This window comes from Bradyrhizobium sp. B025, assembly GCF_042257955.1.
In the GTDB taxonomy this organism is placed as follows: Bacteria; Pseudomonadota; Alphaproteobacteria; order Rhizobiales; family Xanthobacteraceae; genus Bradyrhizobium; species Bradyrhizobium diazoefficiens.
Window position 1 is genome coordinate 5,371,631 of sequence record NZ_CP170150.1, and the last position, 17,112, is coordinate 5,388,742.

Here is a 17,112-nt window from a genome sequence, read left to right on the forward strand (position 1 = left end):
CGAGGCAGCAATTGCAGGGCTTGGATCAGCAGCGCGATAATGGGATCGTTCGTAGCTTGTCCGAAGCTGTCGTCGCGAACGGCCGTCGTCTCGTATTCGTTCCCTCGCCGATTTAATCTCGCCGGGAGATTCTGGGGGATTGATTCATGAGCAACAGCGTAGGTCAGCGTGCATTTCAAAATGCCCGGCTTCAGAAGCGGCAGAAAGCCGATGTGCTGCCGTTGCTCGGGCAGGCCCTCCAGTTGCACAAGCAAGGGCTTCTCGCCCAGGCCCAGGCTGCCTACCGCCAGGTCCTGCAGCTGGCGCCCGACCAATTCATCGCGCTGCATATGCTCGGCAGCTTGGAGTCAGATACCAAAAACTATCAGCAGGCCGAAATTCTGCTGAGCCGGGCGGTTGCCGTGGATCCGAGATCTGCCGATGCTCACATGAGCCGAGGCGTCGCGCTGAACGGGCTACGACGTCACGGTGAGGCCTGTGAGAGCTATCGAAGGGCCCTCGCCTTGCGCCCCAACTTCGCCGTAGCCCTGTCCAATCTCGGTAACGCGAGCGTGACCCTCGATCTTCAGGAAGCGCTCGCGTGCTTCGACAAGGCGCTCGCAATCGACGGAAACCTTGCCGAAGCCCACAACGGCCGGGGTTGGGTGCTCTGCCGTCTGCGCAATTATGACGAGGCCATCGCCAGCTTGAACCGTGCGCTAGCGATCAAGCCCGCCTATGCCTCGGCGCTGGCGAACCGCGCCCTCGCTTTGCAGGAGCTTCTGCGGATTGACGAAGCCATGGCGGATTGCAATCGGGCAATCGCCGTGGAGCCCAACGATATGAACGGGTGGCTCGGGCGCGCCAGTGTCTGGCTCCAGGTCCAGCACATGGCCGAAGCGCTGCACGATAGCGAGAAAGCGATCGCTGTCGATCCCGATGCTGTTCAAGCTCACCTGGTACGGGGCATTTGTCTTGCCGCACTTGGGCGGGTCGACGAAGCCCTGGCCAGTTACGACAGAGCCCTTGAAATCGAGCCTGACTTCCCGAGCGCGATCTCCAACAAGATATTCACGCTCGATTTCGCGGCGGATGCCAGCGTCGAGCAGCATCAGCGAGCGCGGCAAGTCTGGTGGGAGCGGATCGGCGCGAAGTTCGCCTCAGAAGCGGCGAGACCGCACGACAACAGCCGCGATCCGGATCGCCCCCTGGTGCTCGGCTATGTCTCGTCGGATTTCAACGCGCATTCGGCCGCGTTCATATTCAAGCCGGTCCTGCAATACCGTGACCGGGCACAATTCGAGATCGTATGCTACTCTTGTTCGTCGAAAGTGGATGCGGCGACCGACGAATTTCGAAAGATCGCCGATCGCTGGCGCGACGCCTCGCAATGGAGCGACGATCGCCTCGCCGCCGAGATCCGCGCCGATGGCGTCGATATCCTGATCGATCTATCCGGCCACACCAAAGGAAACCGCCTCGGCGTGTTTGCGCGCAAGCCGGCGCCGATCCAGGCCCATGGCTGGGGTCACGGCACCGGCACCGGGCTGCCGACGATCGATTATCTGTTCTCCGACCCGGTCGCGATTCCTGCCGCGGTCCGGCATCTGTTTGCGGAAACCGTTGTCGACCTGCCGTGCTTTGTGACGCTGGAGCCGCTGCCGATCGAGCTTGCGCGGGCGTCAACGCCGGCGATCTCGAACGGCTTCGTCACATTCGGTGTCTTCAACCGCATCAGCAAGATTTCGGACCAGGCCGCGCAGGCCTGGTCCCGGATTCTCGAGCGGGTGCCGGGGTCACGACTGCTGATCAAGGATGTTGCGCTGGACGATCAACTGGTCCGCGACAATCTGCTGGCAAGGCTTGCAACTTGCGGAGTGCCGGCCGAACGCGTCGATCTGCTCGGAACCACCTTGCGAGTCGATCATCTGGCATCGTTCAATCGCGTCGATATTGCCCTCGACCCGTTCCCGCAGAATGGCGGCGTCAGCACGTTGGAAGCCTTGCAGATGGGCGTGCCCGTGGTGGCGAAGCTCGGGAACAGTCTGCCCAGCCGTGCCGCCGGCTCCATCCTCACCGCGCTTGGCCTGCCGGACTGGGTTACGGACAGCGAGGAGGCATATGTCGACATCGCGGTGAGCCGCGCGACTGAGATCGACGACCTCGACAAATTGCGCCGCGAGTTGCCCGGACAGGTCAGGGCTGCGCCCGCCTGCAACCCGGTCGCCTACGCGCAAGCGGCGGACGAGGCCTATCGCGCGATGTGGAAGCGCTATTGCAGCAGCGACGCCTGATCGCTGCGTCAATGCAGCCTGAACACGCCGTCCACCGCACGTAGCTCGGCCGGCTTGATCAGCTTGGAATGCGCGACGGTGACCGAATAGAGGGGACCGTCGAGCTTTTGCTGCCAGAACGCCAGGAAATCGGTCAGCGCCGGGAATTTCGGGAAGAGATCGTAGTTCTGCCAGACATAGGTCTGAAGCAGCGAAGGATGATCCGGCATCCGATAGAGAATTTCAGCCGTCGTCAGCCCGTAACCCAGCACCTGTTTCCGGAAGTCGTCGGAAACAACCCCAACCCGCGAGACCATGCCAACCTCCTTTGCAGGAGCGCATTCAGGGTGGCTTGATCCGGCACGCTGCTTACGAGCCACCCGGTGGAGATGCGCTCACATGAGAGAAATGTGACGCAAACTGATAATCCATCTCAAGCCCAAAAGTTTAACAAGCTGTTGAAATTCAATGCGTTAGCAGCAGAGACGGCTCCGTGCTAATACGGTCCGGCGGACGGTTAACGATGGGAAAGAGATTCTGGCAGCCGGGCCTTCCGAGTGCTTATTTTTCTGCTAGAAGCCCTTGCCCCCGCAAAATTCCTGTCCTATTTCAGCCTCACCCGTGCTAGCACTCGCGGGCACAGACTGCTAACAATCTGAAATCATCAACCCGAGCAATTGCTTAGGAGGACTGCATGAAATTCCGTCCGCTTCACGACCGCGTCGTGGTCAAGCGCATCGACGCAGAAGAGAAGACCGCTGGCGGCATCATCATTCCCGACACTGCCAAGGAAAAGCCCTCCCAGGGCGAAGTCGTCGCCGTCGGCCCCGGTGGCCGCGACGAAGCCGGCAAGCTGATCCCGATCGACCTGAAGGTCGGCGACCGCGTGCTGTTCGGCAAGTGGTCCGGCACCGAGGTCAAGATCGACAGCGTCGATCTCTTGATCATGAAGGAAAGCGACATCATGGGCGTCCTCGACGTCCCCGCTTCCAAGAAGAAGGCGGCCTAAGAGCCCCCTCTCGCCCCCAGCCAACCTCAAGGAAAAATCCAGATGGCAGCTAAAGAAGTCAAATTCTCGGTTGATGCGCGCGACAAGATGCTGCGCGGCGTCGACATTCTCGCCAACGCGGTGAAGGTCACGCTCGGTCCGAAGGGCCGCAACGTCGTGCTCGACAAGTCGTTCGGCGCTCCCCGCATCACCAAGGACGGCGTTACCGTCGCCAAGGAGATCGAGCTCGAGGACAAGTTCGAGAACATGGGCGCGCAGATGGTGCGCGAAGTCGCCTCCAAGTCCGCTGATGCGGCCGGCGACGGCACCACCACCGCGACCGTGCTCGCCCAGGCGATCGTGCGCGAAGGCGCCAAGTCGGTTGCCGCCGGCATGAACCCGATGGACCTCAAGCGCGGTATCGACCTCGCGGTCGAAGCCGTCGTTGCGGACCTCGTCAAAAACTCCAAGAAGGTCACCTCGAACGACGAGATCGCCCAGGTCGGCACCATCTCGGCCAACGGCGACGCGGAGATCGGCAAGTTCCTGGCCGACGCCATGAAGAAGGTCGGCAACGAGGGTGTCATCACCGTCGAGGAAGCCAAGTCGCTCGAGACCGAGCTCGACGTCGTCGAGGGTATGCAGTTCGACCGCGGCTACATCTCGCCCTACTTCGTCACCAACGCCGACAAGATGCGCGTTGAGATGGACGACGCCTACATCCTCATCAACGAGAAGAAGCTCTCCTCGCTGAACGAGCTGCTGCCGCTGCTCGAGGCCGTGGTGCAGACCGGCAAGCCGCTGGTCATCGTCGCCGAGGACGTCGAGGGTGAAGCCCTCGCGACCCTGGTCGTGAACCGTCTCCGCGGCGGCCTGAAGGTCGCGGCCGTCAAGGCTCCGGGCTTCGGCGATCGCCGCAAGGCCATGCTGCAGGACATCGCGATCCTAACCGGCGGCCAGGCGATCTCGGAAGACCTCGGCATCAAGCTCGAGAACGTCACGCTCAATATGCTCGGTCGCGCCAAGAAGGTGATGATCGACAAGGAGAACACCACGATCGTCAACGGCGCCGGCAAGAAGGCCGACATCGAGGCGCGCGTGTCCCAGATCAAGGCGCAGATCGAGGAAACCACCTCGGATTACGACCGTGAGAAGCTCCAGGAGCGTCTCGCCAAGCTCGCTGGCGGCGTCGCGGTGATCCGCGTCGGCGGCGCGACCGAGGTCGAGGTGAAGGAGCGCAAGGATCGCGTTGATGACGCGATGCACGCGACCCGCGCGGCTGTGGAAGAAGGCATCGTCCCGGGCGGCGGCGTCGCTCTGCTCCGTGCTTCCGAGCAGCTCAAGGGCTTGCGCACCAAGAACGACGACCAGAAGACCGGCGTCGAGATCGTGCGCAAGGCGCTGTCGGCTCCCGCTCGCCAGATCGCGATCAACGCCGGTGAAGACGGCTCGGTGATCGTCGGCAAGATCCTGGAGAACAAGACGTACGCCTACGGCTTCGACTCCCAGACCGGCGAGTACGTCAACCTGGTCACCAAGGGCATCATCGACCCGACCAAGGTGGTCCGCACCGCGATCCAGAACGCAGCCTCGGTTGCGGCTCTGCTGATCACCACGGAAGCCATGGTCGCCGAGCTGCCCAAGAAGGGCGGCGCCGGCCCCGCAATGCCCCCGGGCGGCGGCATGGGCGGCATGGACTTCTAAGCGACGAAGTCGTCCCGGACGCGGTGCAGCGCGAAGCGATGCACCGCAGATCCGGGATATCGCTCTACAAATGCGAAGCCCCGGCAGCGATGCCGGGGTTTTTGTTTGTGGCGCAACTCTCCCCACCCCGTCATTCCGGGGCGCGCGAAGCGCGAGCCCGGAATCCATAACCACGAACCTTAGTAGGCTATCCCGGGATAGAGATCATCCCAACTCGGGTTCTGCTCCTCGATCAAGCGCGTCTTCCAATCCCGACGCCGCTTCTTGAGCTCCTTCTCGCGTGCGATGGCGCTCGCGGGGTCGTCGTAGACCTCGAACAAAACGAGCTTGTCGACGCCATACTTCGTCGTGAAGCCGGGGACGGCTTTGCTCCTGTGCTCGTAGACACGGCGCACGAGATCATTGGTCACGCCAATGTAGAGCGTGCCGTGCTTCCTGCTCGCGAGGATGTAGACGTAGTAGGCCATTCCATCCGCCTGGGGTTATGGATTCCGGGCTCGGCGCTTTGCGCCGCCCCGGAATGACCAAAGCTACCACACCTTCCCCATCCGCTCGCCTCGCAAGCGGCCGTCGGCGTCGAGCGACCAGAAGATCCGCGTCACCTTGCCGACGAGATGGTCCATCGGGACGAAGCCCATCGCCGACATCATGCGGCTGTCGGTGGAGTTGTCTCTGTTATCGCCGAGCGCGAAGAAATGGCCCGGCGGCACCGTGTAGACGCTGGTGTTGTCGAGGTAGCCATTGTCGACGCAATCGTAGGTCAGATAGCTCGCGCCGTTCGGCAGCGTCTCGCGCCAGCGCTTGATCTTCGTGCCGTCGTCGGTCCCGCAGACGGCCCCGCCCGCCACGCTCGCCAGCGCGACGCGGGTCACCGGCCTGTCGTTGAGGACGAGTTGCCCACCGCGCATCTGGACCCGGTCGCCCGGCAGCGCCACCACACGCTTGACGTAGTCCACCGAGGCGTCCTTCGCCGTGCGAAACACGACGACGTCGCCGTAGTCGGGATCGGCGGCAAAGAAACGGCCCGAGATCCAGGATGGCGCATAGGGAAACGAATAGCGGTCGTAGCCGTAGGCCGATTTTGCGGCGAAGACGTAGTCGCCGACCATCAGCGTCGGCGCCATCGAATTCGAGGGGATGTTGAACGGCTGGTACAGGAAGAAGCGAAACAGGAACGGCGGCGACCACAGCACCGGGACCAGCAGGATCAGGATGACGATCGCCTTCCATTCCCGCGATTGCGCCGAGGGGCGGATCGTTTGCTCAAGAGTGGTCATGGGCTTGCCCTGATCAAGACCGTGATCGTCATCGTGAGATTACGCAACCCTTGCGGGCGCGCAATCCCCTCGCAGGATTTTGGTCGCACGGGCCCGCTTGCGCGTTCACCGCAAGCGAGGACAACGCAGATATGAAGGGCCGCCCATGGGCGGCCCCTCTGCTTCACGCGCTCTCGGGCGCCTTCAGGCGCACGAGCCGGGTCAGGAGGGCATCGAGGCCCTCGCCGTTGCCGGCATGGAGGTCGATGCGGCCGACCTTCTCGACCAGCCGCTCCAGCGACTCCAGCTCCTTGAGCCGCAGCAGCAGGGGGTTCTCCTCCATCAGGCGGGCGGTGTTCAGGAGCGAACGCGTTGCCGCGGTCTCCTCCTGCCGGCGGATCAGGTTCGCCTTCGCGACCCGCTCCGCCTCCACCACCTTGTTCACCAGCTCCCGGATCTCGCCGGGCAGGATCACGTCCTTGACGCCGAGCTCGGTCACCTCGACGCCAGACTCCGCGATGCGTGCACGCACATAGTCGCGCAGCTCCGCATCCAGCGCCGCCTTCGCAGACAGCACCTCGTCCAGCGTCCGGCCGGCGACCGCCTCGCGGATCGCGAACTGCACCAGGCGGTACAGCCACGCATCCACGTCGGGCACGGTCGCAACCGTGCGCTCGGGATCGACGATCCGGCGGAACGCCGTCAGCGTCACCCGCAGCGCGATGCGATCCTTGGTCAGCATCTCCTGCGCGGTGATCTCGACCGCCTGGGGCCGCAGGTCGAGGCGCTTCACCTCGATCTTGCGGCCGACGGTCCAGAAGGCGTGCCGGCCGGGCGCAAGCCGCTCCACGAGCCGGCCCTCGACGTAGAGCAGGCCCGCCTCGTGGTTCTCGACCACCGCTTCCATCACGACGGTCGAGCGGTTGCGCTCGATCATGGTCAGGTGCCGCGCGCCGACCTTGGGATCGGCGGACACATCGATGCGCTCGACATCGATGCGGGTCGCGACCTTCCAGTAGACGCGCACCTGCCAGGGCGTCATCAGATGCACGGGCCGGCCGTCGAGGCTGACGATGGCGATCTCGTCCGCCTTGGTCTCGACCGCCTCGAACAGCTCGGCGGCGAGATCAGGCCGCGCGGCCTTCAGCACCGCGTAGCGATCCGCAGAGAATTCGCTGCGAACCACGTCGAGCACCTCGGCCTTCAGCTCGTGCAGGGGATCGAACAGCCGGTGCTTGCCGGGCGCGAGCACGCGCACGAGCTGCCCGTTGCGCGTCAGCAACGCACGCTCGCCATCCTTCACCGTCACGTTCAGCATCAGCAAGTGCCAAGTCATGGCACGCCTCCTTCATTTGCGCCCGGCCGGATGCCGGACAACAGGCTTCGTTTGCAAAGGACGTGAGGACGCGGACGACGCTTCCCGGGAAATCGGCGGGCCTGGGCTTGAGCTTGCGTGACGACGGGCGCACGCGCGCGATCGCTCGACGCGTGTCGAGCGGTCATGCGGAGCCACCCGGCATCGGCGCAAGCGGTATCGACCCGCGGCGCAAAGCCGGTCTCACAGTGTCTAGGTTCGGACGGAAAGCCTTTCGGCAAAACGGCCGGACTGCGACTGAAGCGCGCGTCCGGTCCTCGTCAGAGGTGTCAGTTTTTCAGGCTGACCCGGAGCGATGGAGCGGGAATCGAACCCGCGACAAGATGATCAACAGTCATCTGCTCTAACCAACTGAGCTATCCTTTGTGCAAGAGACCGGAATCGAACCGATGCCTTCGGGCGTTCAGCCCGACGCTCTCCATGAGCTACGTCCTGCGTTTCTCCTTCATTCGGCGGAACACGAAACCGGAAACCGGCCCGCGCCAGTCGGGATCTCAGAGAGCCCGAACCCATGGCCTAGCGAAGGAGCGGGCTAATAGACGAGGCAGGTTCGGGTTGCAAGGGGGAAAGCTGAGATTTTTCGTCGCGCGTCTTGCGTTGTGACGCGATCGTCACACCGCGACGTGACGTCAACTGCGCGACATCTCCTGGAAACACGCTCTCACCCAGTCGATCGTCACGCGCGTTGCGGCGTCGCGCTTGAGGTGGTTTTGCACGAGCAGCCAGACGTCGCGCCGCTTCGGCAGCAGCGTGGCGCGCAGGCGGCGATCGCCGAGCAGGTCCGTGCAAACATGCTCCGGCAACACGCCAGCGGCCTGATGCGCGCGGATCAGGTTACGGATGACGCGAACGTTGTCGGTGACGCAGCGCGCGCGGGCTTGCTTCATTCGCAGGAATTGCATCTCGGGAATGGCACCGAGCTCGTCCGGATAGGCGCACAGCATCGGCTCGCCCTCGGTCGTAACAGGCTCGAAATAATAGAGCTTGACGTCGCGGAGCCTGGAGATCGCGAAGTCACCCTTGTCGGGTTTGCGCAGCCGGATGGCGAGATCGGCCTCCCAGCGCGAGAACTTGACGTTCTCGCTCGAGGTAAGGAATTGCAGCGTCAGGCCGGGATTGGCGCGCAGGAAGTCGCTCGCGCGCGGCGACAGCACCTCCTCGGCGACCGTGTTGGTGGAGGCGATGCGCAGGCGTCCCACCGGACCTGCCAGGCTCTCGCCGACGCGACCGATCTCGGCGGCATGTGCGGCCATCGCCTCGACATGCGCCAGCACCGCCTCGCAACTCCGCGTCGGCCTGCGGACGCCGTCGGCGGCCTCGAACAGGCGCAAACCGAGCGCACGCTCGATGCGCGACAGCCTGCGCCCGACCGTCGTCTCGTCGATGCGCAGCCGCGCGCTGGCGCCCGCGTAGGTGCCTTCGTCCCTGACGGCAGCGATGATGCGCAGATCGTCCCAGTTCATTGTTTGAGGTTATACCGGCCGGGCGCAGCCTGCAATATTGCAGCCACCCGCTGCAATATCCCTGCATATCGGCAGGCACTCCCGGGGCTATGTTCGCAGCGCCTTTTGCCCCGGAGATTTCCAAGACCATGACGACCGCAAAGACCCTGCTGCAGCTCGCCGGTGCCGATCTCAACCCGCCGCGTCTTGGCGACGCCGCGCTGGTGCTGATCGATATCCAGAACGAATATCTCGCAGGCCCTCTCGCGTTGCCCGACGCCCGCGCTGCGATCGCGCGGGCGGCTGCGCTCCTGGCGCGGGCACGCGAGAGCGGAGCCGCGATCATCCATATTGCCCATCGCGGCAAGGCCGGCAGCCTGTTCGATCGCGGCACCGAGCGCGGCGCCATCGTCGCCGAGCTAAGCCCCCGTGCCGGCGAGCTGGTGATCGAGAAGGAGTTGCCGAATGCGTTTGCCGGCACGGATTTGCAGGCGCGCCTTGCCGCAACCGACAGGAAGAACATCGTACTGGCCGGCTTCATGACGCATATGTGCGTCAGCTCCACGGCGCGCGCCGCGCTCGACCTCGGCTTTCGTACGACCATCGACGCCGACGCCTGCGCCACGCGCGACCTGCCCGACGGCCGCGGCGGCACGCTGGACGCCCGGACCATCCACGAGGTTGCACTCGCCGAGCTATCCGACCGTTTCGCGATCATCGCGCGCGGCGACGCGCTGAAATAACGGAGCAACGCGATGCTGCAACTCTATTTCTCGCCGATGGCCTGCTCGCTCGCGAGCCGCATCGCGCTGATGGAAGCCGGCCTCGATGCGCGCTATCATCAGGTGCATCTCTTGACGAAGAAGGTCGTGGACGACGACAGCGACTTCCACGGCGCCTCGCCGAAGGGCGCGGTGCCGGTCCTGGTTCTGGAGAACGGCGAACGGCTGACCGAGAGCGCGGCGGTGCTGCAATACATCGCCGATCTGAAGCCGGAGACGGGGCTCGCGCCGCGGTTCGCCGATCCCGATCGCTATCGCCTCCAGGAATGGCTGAGCTTCATCGGCGCCGAGATCCACAAGGCGTTCCTGTTTCCGACCTTCTGGTACAAGGACGACGGCTCGCTCGCCAAGCCGCGTGCACGCATCGCGCAGACATTGTCGGTACCTGCCGCGCACCTTGCGGGCCGCGAATTCCTCGTCGGCCACAGCTTCACCGTCGCGGATGCCCACCTCACCTGGGCCTTGCTGCTGCTGCGTCCCGCAGGGGTCGACGTCGCGCAATGGCCATCCCTGGCGGCCTATCTCGAACGCATGCAGGCGCGGCCCGCCGTGAGGGAGGCGATCGCAACCGAGATGGCGCTGCGCAAGACCGTGGCGGCGAACCCGGCGTGACAGGATGTCACGGCCGGCAAAATTGACGGTTCCACAGCGAGGCCATTGATGCCGGCGCGGCATGCGCTAATCTGGAGGAATATTTTTCAATATTTCCCTGGAAGGCATTCATGCGTGCTCCTTCTGGAATTTTGCCTCGATTTTTCCTGGCCCTCCTCGCCTGCTGGCTGTGCCTGGGTCCCGCATCGGCGGAGACTAGGGTGGCGCTGGTGATCGGCAACGGCGCCTATGCCTCGACGGCGCAGCTTCCCAACCCGCCGCACGATGCCGAAGACGTAGCAAGCTCGCTCAGGCGCAGCGGTTTCGAGGTGCTGGAGGGTATCGACCTGCGCCAGGCCGACATGCAGGACCTGACCATCCGCTTCGCGCGCGCGGCGAGCCGGGCCGACGTCGCCATGTTCTACTACAGCGGCCATGCGATGCAGTACAACGGCGTGAACTATCTGATGCCGGTCGATGCCGTGCTGACCGACGAAGCCGACCTGAAGCGCTTCGTGCGGGTCGACGACATCGTGAACGACCTGCAACAGGCCAAGAACCTGCGTATCCTGGTGCTCGATTCCTGCCGCGACAATCCGCTGGCGGAAAACCTCAAGCGCTCCGCGACTCGCGCCGCCTCGCTCGGACGCGGATTGTCGAAGGTCGAAGCGCCGCGCGGGACGATCGTGTCGTTCTCGACGCAATCGGGGCAGGTCGCCGCCGATGGCACCGGTCGCAACAGCCCCTACACGACGGCGTTCCTGAAGCACATCGAGGAGCCGCAGGAGATCGGCGACGTCTTTCGCGACATCAGCAGCGACGTCTATGACGCCAGCGGCAAGACCCAGCTGCCGGAGCTGTCGCTCTCGATCATCGGCAAGTTCTACCTGAACGGGCCGGTGGCGGTCACGGTCGCGCCAGCGGCCCCGCAAGCCGCGCCGCGGCCTGATCCCTGCGCAGCCGCGGAGGCCCATTGGAAGGCTGCGGATGGCATCGGTACGCTGGGTGCCTACGAAGACCATCTCGCCCGATTCCCGAATTGCATCTTCGCAACCCTCGCCAAGGCGCGAATTGAAGGCCTGAAACAGAAGACGGCGCTTGCGCCGGCGGCCGGCAACGCCCGAACCGGCGGCAGCAAGGACTTCGACGGCAACTGGGACGTGACGTTGAACTGCCAGGCGACCGGCAAGGCGCAGGGCTTCACCAGGCCCCTGTCCGCCACCGTTGCGAACGGCGTGTTCCACGCCGAGGCGCAGAGCCTGAACGGCGTCAACCGGCTGGAGATCGATGGCCAGATCCCGCCGGACGGCAAGACGACCTTGAGCGCGCGCGGCACGACAGGGGCAAGCACTTACACCCTCAATAACCTGCCGCCCGGCTCGCCCTACGCCTTTACGGTCGATGCGCAGTTCGAACGCACCCGCGGCAGCGGCAAGCGCAACGAGGCGCGTGCCTGCAACCTGGTTTTCGTCAAACGCTGATCGTGCGATATCGCGCAGTGCAGGCGAAGGCGATCGGCCTCGATCCCGCAGCGGACTGACACCTCACGACAGGAAGAAGATCATGACGTCGCATGACAGGGCGAAGGTTTTGGCAGGAAAGACTGCGCTGGTGACCGGCGCGGGGCGCGGGCTCGGTCGCGCCTTTGCGGAGAAGCTTGCCGCGCTCGGCGCCGACGTCGCCATCCACGGCATGCGCGAGAACGGGCCGGCGGAATATGGCGAGGGTACCACCCTCACCGCGGTCGCCGCGGAGATCGGCCGGCAATTCGGTGTCCGCACCCAGCGCGTGCTCGGCGATCTCACCAAGGGTGAGGACATCGCGCGTGTGATAGCCGAGACAGAAGACACGCTCAGACCGATCGACATTCTGGTGCACAACGCCGGCGGCGACATCGCAGCCGCCGGCGGCAAGCCGGATCCGAACGACGCGGTGAATATCAAGGAGGCCGATGTGCGCGCGGTGCTGGAGCGCAATCTGCTCTCGACCATCCTGACCGGCCAGGCGGTCGCGCGCGGCATGATGGAGCGGCGCCGCGGCCGCATCGTCACGCTTGGCTCGGTCGCCGCCTTCAAGGGGCGCACCAACGGTGCGATCTATGCGGTGTCGAAGGCCGGCGTGACCCACTACACGCGATGCCTGGCCGACCAGCTCCGCCCCTACGACATCGCCGTCAACTGCATCGCACCGGGCGATACCCGCACCGGCCGCTTCCTCGGCACGCGCGCGGTGGACCCTGACCGGATGGTCGAGACCGGCACGCTCGACCGCATCGCGACCGTCGACGAGGTCGCGCGCGTCGTCGAATTCTTCGCCGGTCCCATGGGCGCGTTCGTCTCCGGCCAGGTCCTCAGGATCGACGGCGGCGGACAGTGCTGGCCGGGCTGAAGCGCGTCCACAACGCAGGACAAAGAAAAGGGCCGCTGCAAGCGGCCCTTTTCTCATCGGGAATGAACCGGGATCAATCGACCCGCGCCAGCACCGCGAGCTTGCGGATGCCCTTGTTGCGGTAGGCGTCGAGGAACGCGTAGTAGTCCTTGAACGACACGCAGCCGTTGGAGTCGCCGTTCGGCCCGAGCATGAAGGTGTGCGCGAGCAGGCCGTCGCGTCCGTAGATCGCGCTCTCGCCGCCGATCGGGGTCAGGCGCAGCGCCGGCACGCCGTGGAACAGCGCCTCGCGCGGCTTCAGCGTGTAGATGTGCGGCGGGGTCACGCCGCGCATGCGGACGCGCGAGGAACGGGGATCATCGAGATTGGAGCCGAGGCCGGAATGCGCCTCGAGCTTGGTGCCGTCGGGCAGATAAACCGTCTTGGCGGTGATGTCGTAGACCGCGGTGTCGCGCTCATAGGGCGCCGAACCGCCGAGCATGGGGTTCTGCTCCCTCGGCGCGATGGACGCGGTCACGCTGGCATCGGCCGAGGCATAGGCGAGCAGTCCGCCGGAGGACTCGCGCTTGCCCCAGAGCTTCTCGACCATCGACTGGCGCGGCCCGGTGATCGACATCACCGCGGCCTTGGCGCGGTCGGCGAAGGATTTTGGCTTCGCCTCTGGCGCCGGCACGATCTCGGCCGGATCGGCCGAAGCCAGTTGCATCTGAGCATCCGGAGCGCGCTTGGCCTTCGCGGCATCGGCGATCTTTTCAGTGACCTTGGCCGGCGCGGACGGCTTCAGCGCTTCGGCGACCTTCGCGATCACGCCCGGCTTCGCGGTGTCGGCGACCTTCGTCGTGGGAGCCTGAGCTACGGCACTCGCCGCATTGGATTCCACTCCTTGCGTCGCGGCCGCGGCAAAGCGCTCGTTGAACATCTCGCGCGAGATCGGCGCGGCGACCTGCAAGCGGTCGGGCAGGAGCGCAAAAGCTTCCTTGATGGCATCGCCCGCCTCGCGCAGCGCGACCTTGGGCGCGCGCTTGATCACGGGCTCGTCGTAACCGTTACTGCCGACGGTCGGATAGACGCTGGCGGCGAAGATGTTGCTGTAGACGGTCCAGCCGGCGCCAAGCACGACGCAGCCGATCAAAGCGGCGCCAAGCACGTTTTTGGTGGTCATTTTCCGGGAAGGCTTCCGATGTGGATTCTTGCCAGGATTTTTGGACTTCCGTGCCGCGTTACTCTGCGCAGCGATACTCGTACTCATTCGCCTTGCGTCCAGGACGGTGTCACTCAGTCCCCCTTCGAAGTGCCGCTGCTGGTCAGGTTCCGGGAACAGCATCTCGCAGAGGGTCGGAGCGTCATTAAGGCGACTTTTAGTTAAATGCGGATTAAGTTCGGGCAGATATGGGGCAACTCGTCAATGCCGTCCCATTTCGAGAAAAAAGCCCGCAGAACTACGGACTTAGACGCTTCTGTTAACTATAATTCTCGGCTGGATCGGTGCGGTCAGCGGACGTCTTTGACGGCCTCTCTAGGCGCATCCAACCAAGTCATTTTCGTGGTCTTCAATGCGGCCTGACCATAGCGGTGAAGCGTTGCGCGAGGCTGGTCGCGCTGGCCATCCCTCCGTCTTTCGGCGCACCGATGTCAGCGGAATGGCGACAACGCACACACACATCACACATCGCACTGAGCGCTCACGCAGCACGGCGCCGTGACCGAAAGTTGATCGCGCCGGTCTGGAAAAGGCCGCAGCGACGAAATAGGTGCCAGACCCGGCACTTTTCAGCAGCCTCTGCGCGTGATACGGTACCGTATCAACATCGCCTTGAACTGTGCCACGCACGCAAACGGAGGCTGGCATGAGAGGGATCGCACGTGCCGGGTTTTTCGCCCTGGCGTGGTCGTCGTTGTTGACGGGATACGTGGCCGCGCAGCCCGCCAATGCGGGCTGCACGCCGTCGCCATCCGCCGCCGGCACGCAAACCTGGCGCTGCAACAACGGCATCACCATCGTTGCGGAAAACGGCGCCAGATTTGAACTTAAGGACGCCAACCGCGACGGACATATAGACTCCGTGGAGTTGAGCAGCAAAGCGCTGCTGGTCGAGGTTCCCAAAAAGCCCGGCGGCAATCCCTTCAAGGTGCTGACACCGCAGGCGATCGCCGCGGTGCGGGGCACCAAATGGGCCGTGGACGTCGCCGATGCAAAAACCTCGGTCTTCGTCGCCGACGGCCGTGTCGGCGTCAGCCGCAGGAGCCGCGGACGCGGCGTCGTTCTGAGCCCTGGCGAAGGCGTCGATGTCGAGGCAACCGGTCCATTGACCGTCAAGACATGGGGCCAGCCGCGCGTCGACGCGCTGATGGCAAGACTGGGTCGATAAGGCCCGGACGACAAAGCGAAGAAGATTGCAGTACGTAATGACTAGACGCGTTCAGATCCTGGTGGCACTCGTCCTCACCGCGCTGTGGGGTGCAGGCATCTATGCCGCTCACGCCAACGGCCATCTGCGCTTTCTCGACCACCTCGAAGCGACACTGACCGACCTGCGGACGCAAATCCGCGGCGTGCAGGCTCCGCCCGATCTCGTCACCATCGTCGCGATCGACGACACCGTCGTCAAACGCGGCGGCAGCTATCCCCTGCCGCGCGCCGATCTCGCCCGGATCGTCGACACCATCGTGCAGTTCAAGCCGAAGGTCGTCGCGATCGACCTCCTGCTGGTCGACCGCAGCGCCGCGATCGGCGATGCCACGCTGGCCAACACGCTCGCCACCGGTCCGATGGTCCTCGCCGCCGCGGCGATCTTCCCGTCCGCCAGCGAGACCGTGGAGTCCAGCAGCCGGGGCCCCCTCGCCGTCCTGCCGCAAGCCGAGCGCTTCCTGCTGCCCTTGCCCGCATTTGCCGACCACGCCGAGGTTGGCGTCGTCAACGTCGCGACGGGACAGTCCGGCTCGCCGCTCTCGATACCGATGCTGTTCCGGACGCACGACAAGGTCGAGCTGTCGTTCCCCTTGCGGGTCGCGACCCGCGCGCTCGACAAGCCGCTGACGATCGCGCCGGATCATCTCATGCTCGGCGATCGCGCGGTGCCGACCGACACCGACTTCGCGCTGCCGATCACCTATTACGGCCCGCGCCGCACCATCCGCACCGTCAGCGCGCAGAGCATCTTCGACGGCACGCTCAGTCGCGCCGCCATCGAGAACCGCATCGTCGTGATCGGCGCCTCGGTCGCCGGCGGCGGTGATTTCTATCCGACGCCGTTCGATTCCCTCATGCCCGGCGTCGAGGTGATCTCGACCGCAATCACCCATCTCATCGCCGGCGACGGCATCGTGCGCGACCGCAAGGTGCATATCGCCGACGCGCTTGCCGCCATCCTGCTGCCGGTGCTGCTGGTGGGCTTGCTCGCCTGGCGGCGCAGCGCGCTCGGCATCATGGCGGCGGCGGCGGTGATGATCGCCTGGGCCGGGCTCAATCTGTTCGCGTTCACGCACGGGGTCTGGCTGAACGCCGCGACCACGCTTGCGGCCGCGGTTCCGCCCGTTGCGATCTTTGCCGGCGTGCAGCTATGGGCGGGAGGCCGCCGCACGCAGTATTTCGCCGCCAAGAGCAGGTCGCTTGCGCTCTTCCAGGCACCCGCCGTGCAGGAGTGGCTGGCGCGCGATCCGAACTTCCTGTCGAAGCCTGTCCGGCAGGACGCCGCCGTGGTCTTCATCGATCTCTCCGGCTTTACGGCGCTGAGCGAACGGACCGATCCGGACGCGCTCAGGGATCTCCTGAAGGCGTTTCACGCGTTGATCGACAAGGCGGCCGTCGATTGCGGCGGCATGGTCACCGGCTTTCTCGGCGACGGCGCCATGCTCCTGTTCGGACTGCCGCACGCCATGCCGGATGACGCGGCGCGTGCGCTGAAGTGTTCGATCGACCTGCATCGCGGCGTCGAACGCTGGATCGCCTCGCTGCCCCCTGCGATCGGGGGCCAGCTCGGTTTCAAGATCGGCGCGCATTTCGGCCCGATCGTCGCCTCCCGTCTCGGCGAAAGCCACCAGCACATCACGGCGACCGGCGACACCGTCAACGTCGCAAGCCGGCTGATGGAGGTCGCCGCCCAGAACGATGCGCGGCTCGCGCTGACCGACACGCTGCTGGATGCCGCCGACTTTCACGGCACTCCCAACGGCGTCCTGACAGGCCCCCTGCTCACGCAGGTCCGCGGCCGCTCCGGCGTCGTGACCGTCTGGTTCTGGCGCGACCGGCACAGGCCCAGCCAGGCCACCGCCAAGGCCGAGATGATCGACTGAATAGCCACCGCTACCCGCCCAACACTCCGCCGGGACGACGG

15 protein-coding genes and 2 tRNA genes are annotated in these 17,112 nt (G+C 64.9%); 9 read left to right on the forward strand and 8 right to left on the reverse strand.

The genetic code is table 11. The features are described 5' to 3' along the window. Positions 1–146 precede the first annotated feature (146 nt). Entirely contained in the window at positions 147–2,273 is a 2,127-nt protein-coding gene (locus tag ACE10W_RS25155) for a tetratricopeptide repeat protein (RefSeq protein WP_375762029.1), read from the forward strand. 8 nt (positions 2,274–2,281) lie between these two features. Here the strand turns inward: ACE10W_RS25155 and ACE10W_RS25160 are convergent, their stop codons facing one another. Then, entirely contained in the window at positions 2,282–2,569 is a 288-nt protein-coding gene (locus ACE10W_RS25160) for an usg protein (RefSeq protein WP_011088370.1), read from the reverse strand. Positions 2,570–2,946: 377 nt separating this feature from the next. Here ACE10W_RS25160 and ACE10W_RS25165 point away from each other — a divergent pair, with 377 nt between their 5' ends. Together ACE10W_RS25165 and groL are read left to right on the forward strand one after the other, a co-directional pair. Further along, positions 2,947–3,261, forward strand: coding sequence for a co-chaperone GroES (locus ACE10W_RS25165; RefSeq protein WP_011088371.1), 315 nt, complete (start codon positions 2,947–2,949; stop codon positions 3,259–3,261). A gap of 42 nt (positions 3,262–3,303) precedes the next feature. Then, on the forward strand, positions 3,304–4,944 hold the full coding sequence (gene groL / locus ACE10W_RS25170) for a chaperonin GroEL (RefSeq protein ID WP_011088372.1): 1,641 nt from the start codon (positions 3,304–3,306) through the stop codon (positions 4,942–4,944). 179 nt (positions 4,945–5,123) lie between these two features. On the opposite strand, the gene ACE10W_RS25175 is transcribed toward groL, so the two are convergent. The 6 genes from ACE10W_RS25175 to ACE10W_RS25200 all read right to left on the reverse strand — a co-directional run bounded on the left by ACE10W_RS25175 (position 5,124) and on the right by ACE10W_RS25200 (position 9,038). After that, a complete protein-coding gene (locus tag ACE10W_RS25175; RefSeq protein WP_375762030.1) occupies positions 5,124–5,411 on the reverse strand; it encodes a GIY-YIG nuclease family protein in 288 nt (95 codons plus the stop codon). Positions 5,412–5,474: 63 nt separating this feature from the next. Next, positions 5,475–6,221, reverse strand: a complete 747-nt coding sequence (gene lepB / locus ACE10W_RS25180) for a signal peptidase I (protein WP_110116492.1) — start codon at positions 6,219–6,221, stop codon at positions 5,475–5,477. Between the two features lie 163 nt (positions 6,222–6,384). Then, positions 6,385–7,536, reverse strand: a complete 1,152-nt coding sequence (locus tag ACE10W_RS25185) for a slipin family protein (protein ID WP_161534400.1) — start codon at positions 7,534–7,536, stop codon at positions 6,385–6,387. 335 nt (positions 7,537–7,871) lie between these two features. Then, positions 7,872–7,937 (reverse strand) — tRNA-Asn (locus ACE10W_RS25190). A gap of 4 nt (positions 7,938–7,941) precedes the next feature. Next, a tRNA-Phe gene (locus tag ACE10W_RS25195) sits at positions 7,942–8,011 on the reverse strand. 193 nt (positions 8,012–8,204) lie between these two features. Continuing rightward, positions 8,205–9,038, reverse strand: a complete 834-nt coding sequence (locus ACE10W_RS25200; RefSeq protein WP_375762031.1) for a LysR family transcriptional regulator — start codon at positions 9,036–9,038, stop codon at positions 8,205–8,207. A 128-nt stretch (positions 9,039–9,166) separates the two neighbouring features. Here ACE10W_RS25200 and ACE10W_RS25205 point away from each other — a divergent pair, with 128 nt between their 5' ends. From ACE10W_RS25205 to ACE10W_RS25220, 4 genes are all read left to right on the forward strand, one after another. Beyond that, the gene (locus tag ACE10W_RS25205) at positions 9,167–9,760 is read left to right on the forward strand and encodes a cysteine hydrolase family protein (RefSeq protein WP_028175439.1); all 594 of its coding nucleotides are present in this window, start codon (positions 9,167–9,169) and stop codon (positions 9,758–9,760) included. Between the two features lie 12 nt (positions 9,761–9,772). Beyond that, the gene (locus ACE10W_RS25210) at positions 9,773–10,411 is read left to right on the forward strand and encodes a glutathione binding-like protein (RefSeq protein WP_375762032.1); all 639 of its coding nucleotides are present in this window, start codon (positions 9,773–9,775) and stop codon (positions 10,409–10,411) included. Between the two features lie 110 nt (positions 10,412–10,521). Then, the gene (locus ACE10W_RS25215; RefSeq protein ID WP_028175441.1) at positions 10,522–11,871 is read left to right on the forward strand and encodes a caspase family protein; all 1,350 of its coding nucleotides are present in this window, start codon (positions 10,522–10,524) and stop codon (positions 11,869–11,871) included. An 82-nt stretch (positions 11,872–11,953) separates the two neighbouring features. After that, positions 11,954–12,778, forward strand: coding sequence for an SDR family NAD(P)-dependent oxidoreductase (locus tag ACE10W_RS25220; protein ID WP_375762033.1), 825 nt, complete (start codon positions 11,954–11,956; stop codon positions 12,776–12,778). Positions 12,779–12,851: 73 nt separating this feature from the next. Here ACE10W_RS25220 and ACE10W_RS25225 read toward each other — a convergent pair whose 3' ends face one another. Then, positions 12,852–13,940 carry a tlde1 domain-containing protein gene (locus ACE10W_RS25225; protein WP_375762034.1) on the reverse strand — a complete coding sequence of 363 codons (1,089 nt, stop codon included), beginning with the start codon at positions 13,938–13,940 and terminating at the stop codon, positions 12,852–12,854. Between the two features lie 685 nt (positions 13,941–14,625). Here ACE10W_RS25225 and ACE10W_RS25230 point away from each other — a divergent pair. Beyond that, complete coding sequence (locus ACE10W_RS25230; protein WP_375762035.1) at positions 14,626–15,147, forward strand: FecR domain-containing protein; 522 nt, start codon at positions 14,626–14,628, stop codon at positions 15,145–15,147. Between the two features lie 37 nt (positions 15,148–15,184). Next, positions 15,185–17,071 carry a CHASE2 domain-containing protein gene (locus ACE10W_RS25235; protein WP_375762036.1) on the forward strand — a complete coding sequence of 629 codons (1,887 nt, stop codon included), beginning with the start codon at positions 15,185–15,187 and terminating at the stop codon, positions 17,069–17,071. Positions 17,072–17,112: the final 41 nt, after the last annotated feature.

What these genes read in the sequence shown, in the direction of transcription:
- ACE10W_RS25205 (WP_028175439.1), top strand. Translation starts at nt 9,167, where the DNA reads ATGACGACCGCAAAGACCCTGCTGCAGCTCGCCGGTGCCGATCTCAAC.
- ACE10W_RS25200 (WP_375762031.1), bottom strand. Translation starts at nt 9,038, where the DNA reads ATGAACTGGGACGATCTGCGCATCATCGCTGCCGTCAGGGACGAAGGC.
- ACE10W_RS25235 (WP_375762036.1), top strand. Translation starts at nt 15,185, where the DNA reads ATGACTAGACGCGTTCAGATCCTGGTGGCACTCGTCCTCACCGCGCTG.
- ACE10W_RS25220 (WP_375762033.1), top strand. Translation starts at nt 11,954, where the DNA reads ATGACGTCGCATGACAGGGCGAAGGTTTTGGCAGGAAAGACTGCGCTG.
- ACE10W_RS25230 (WP_375762035.1), top strand. Translation starts at nt 14,626, where the DNA reads ATGAGAGGGATCGCACGTGCCGGGTTTTTCGCCCTGGCGTGGTCGTCG.
- ACE10W_RS25210 (WP_375762032.1), top strand. Translation starts at nt 9,773, where the DNA reads ATGCTGCAACTCTATTTCTCGCCGATGGCCTGCTCGCTCGCGAGCCGC.
- ACE10W_RS25215 (WP_028175441.1), top strand. Translation starts at nt 10,522, where the DNA reads ATGCGTGCTCCTTCTGGAATTTTGCCTCGATTTTTCCTGGCCCTCCTC.
- ACE10W_RS25185 (WP_161534400.1), bottom strand. Translation starts at nt 7,536, where the DNA reads ATGACTTGGCACTTGCTGATGCTGAACGTGACGGTGAAGGATGGCGAG.
- ACE10W_RS25160 (WP_011088370.1), bottom strand. Translation starts at nt 2,569, where the DNA reads ATGGTCTCGCGGGTTGGGGTTGTTTCCGACGACTTCCGGAAACAGGTG.
- lepB (WP_110116492.1), bottom strand. Translation starts at nt 6,221, where the DNA reads ATGACCACTCTTGAGCAAACGATCCGCCCCTCGGCGCAATCGCGGGAA.
- ACE10W_RS25155 (WP_375762029.1), top strand. Translation starts at nt 147, where the DNA reads ATGAGCAACAGCGTAGGTCAGCGTGCATTTCAAAATGCCCGGCTTCAG.
- groL (WP_011088372.1), top strand. Translation starts at nt 3,304, where the DNA reads ATGGCAGCTAAAGAAGTCAAATTCTCGGTTGATGCGCGCGACAAGATG.
- ACE10W_RS25225 (WP_375762034.1), bottom strand. Translation starts at nt 13,940, where the DNA reads ATGACCACCAAAAACGTGCTTGGCGCCGCTTTGATCGGCTGCGTCGTG.
- ACE10W_RS25175 (WP_375762030.1), bottom strand. Translation starts at nt 5,411, where the DNA reads ATGGCCTACTACGTCTACATCCTCGCGAGCAGGAAGCACGGCACGCTC.
- ACE10W_RS25165 (WP_011088371.1), top strand. Translation starts at nt 2,947, where the DNA reads ATGAAATTCCGTCCGCTTCACGACCGCGTCGTGGTCAAGCGCATCGAC.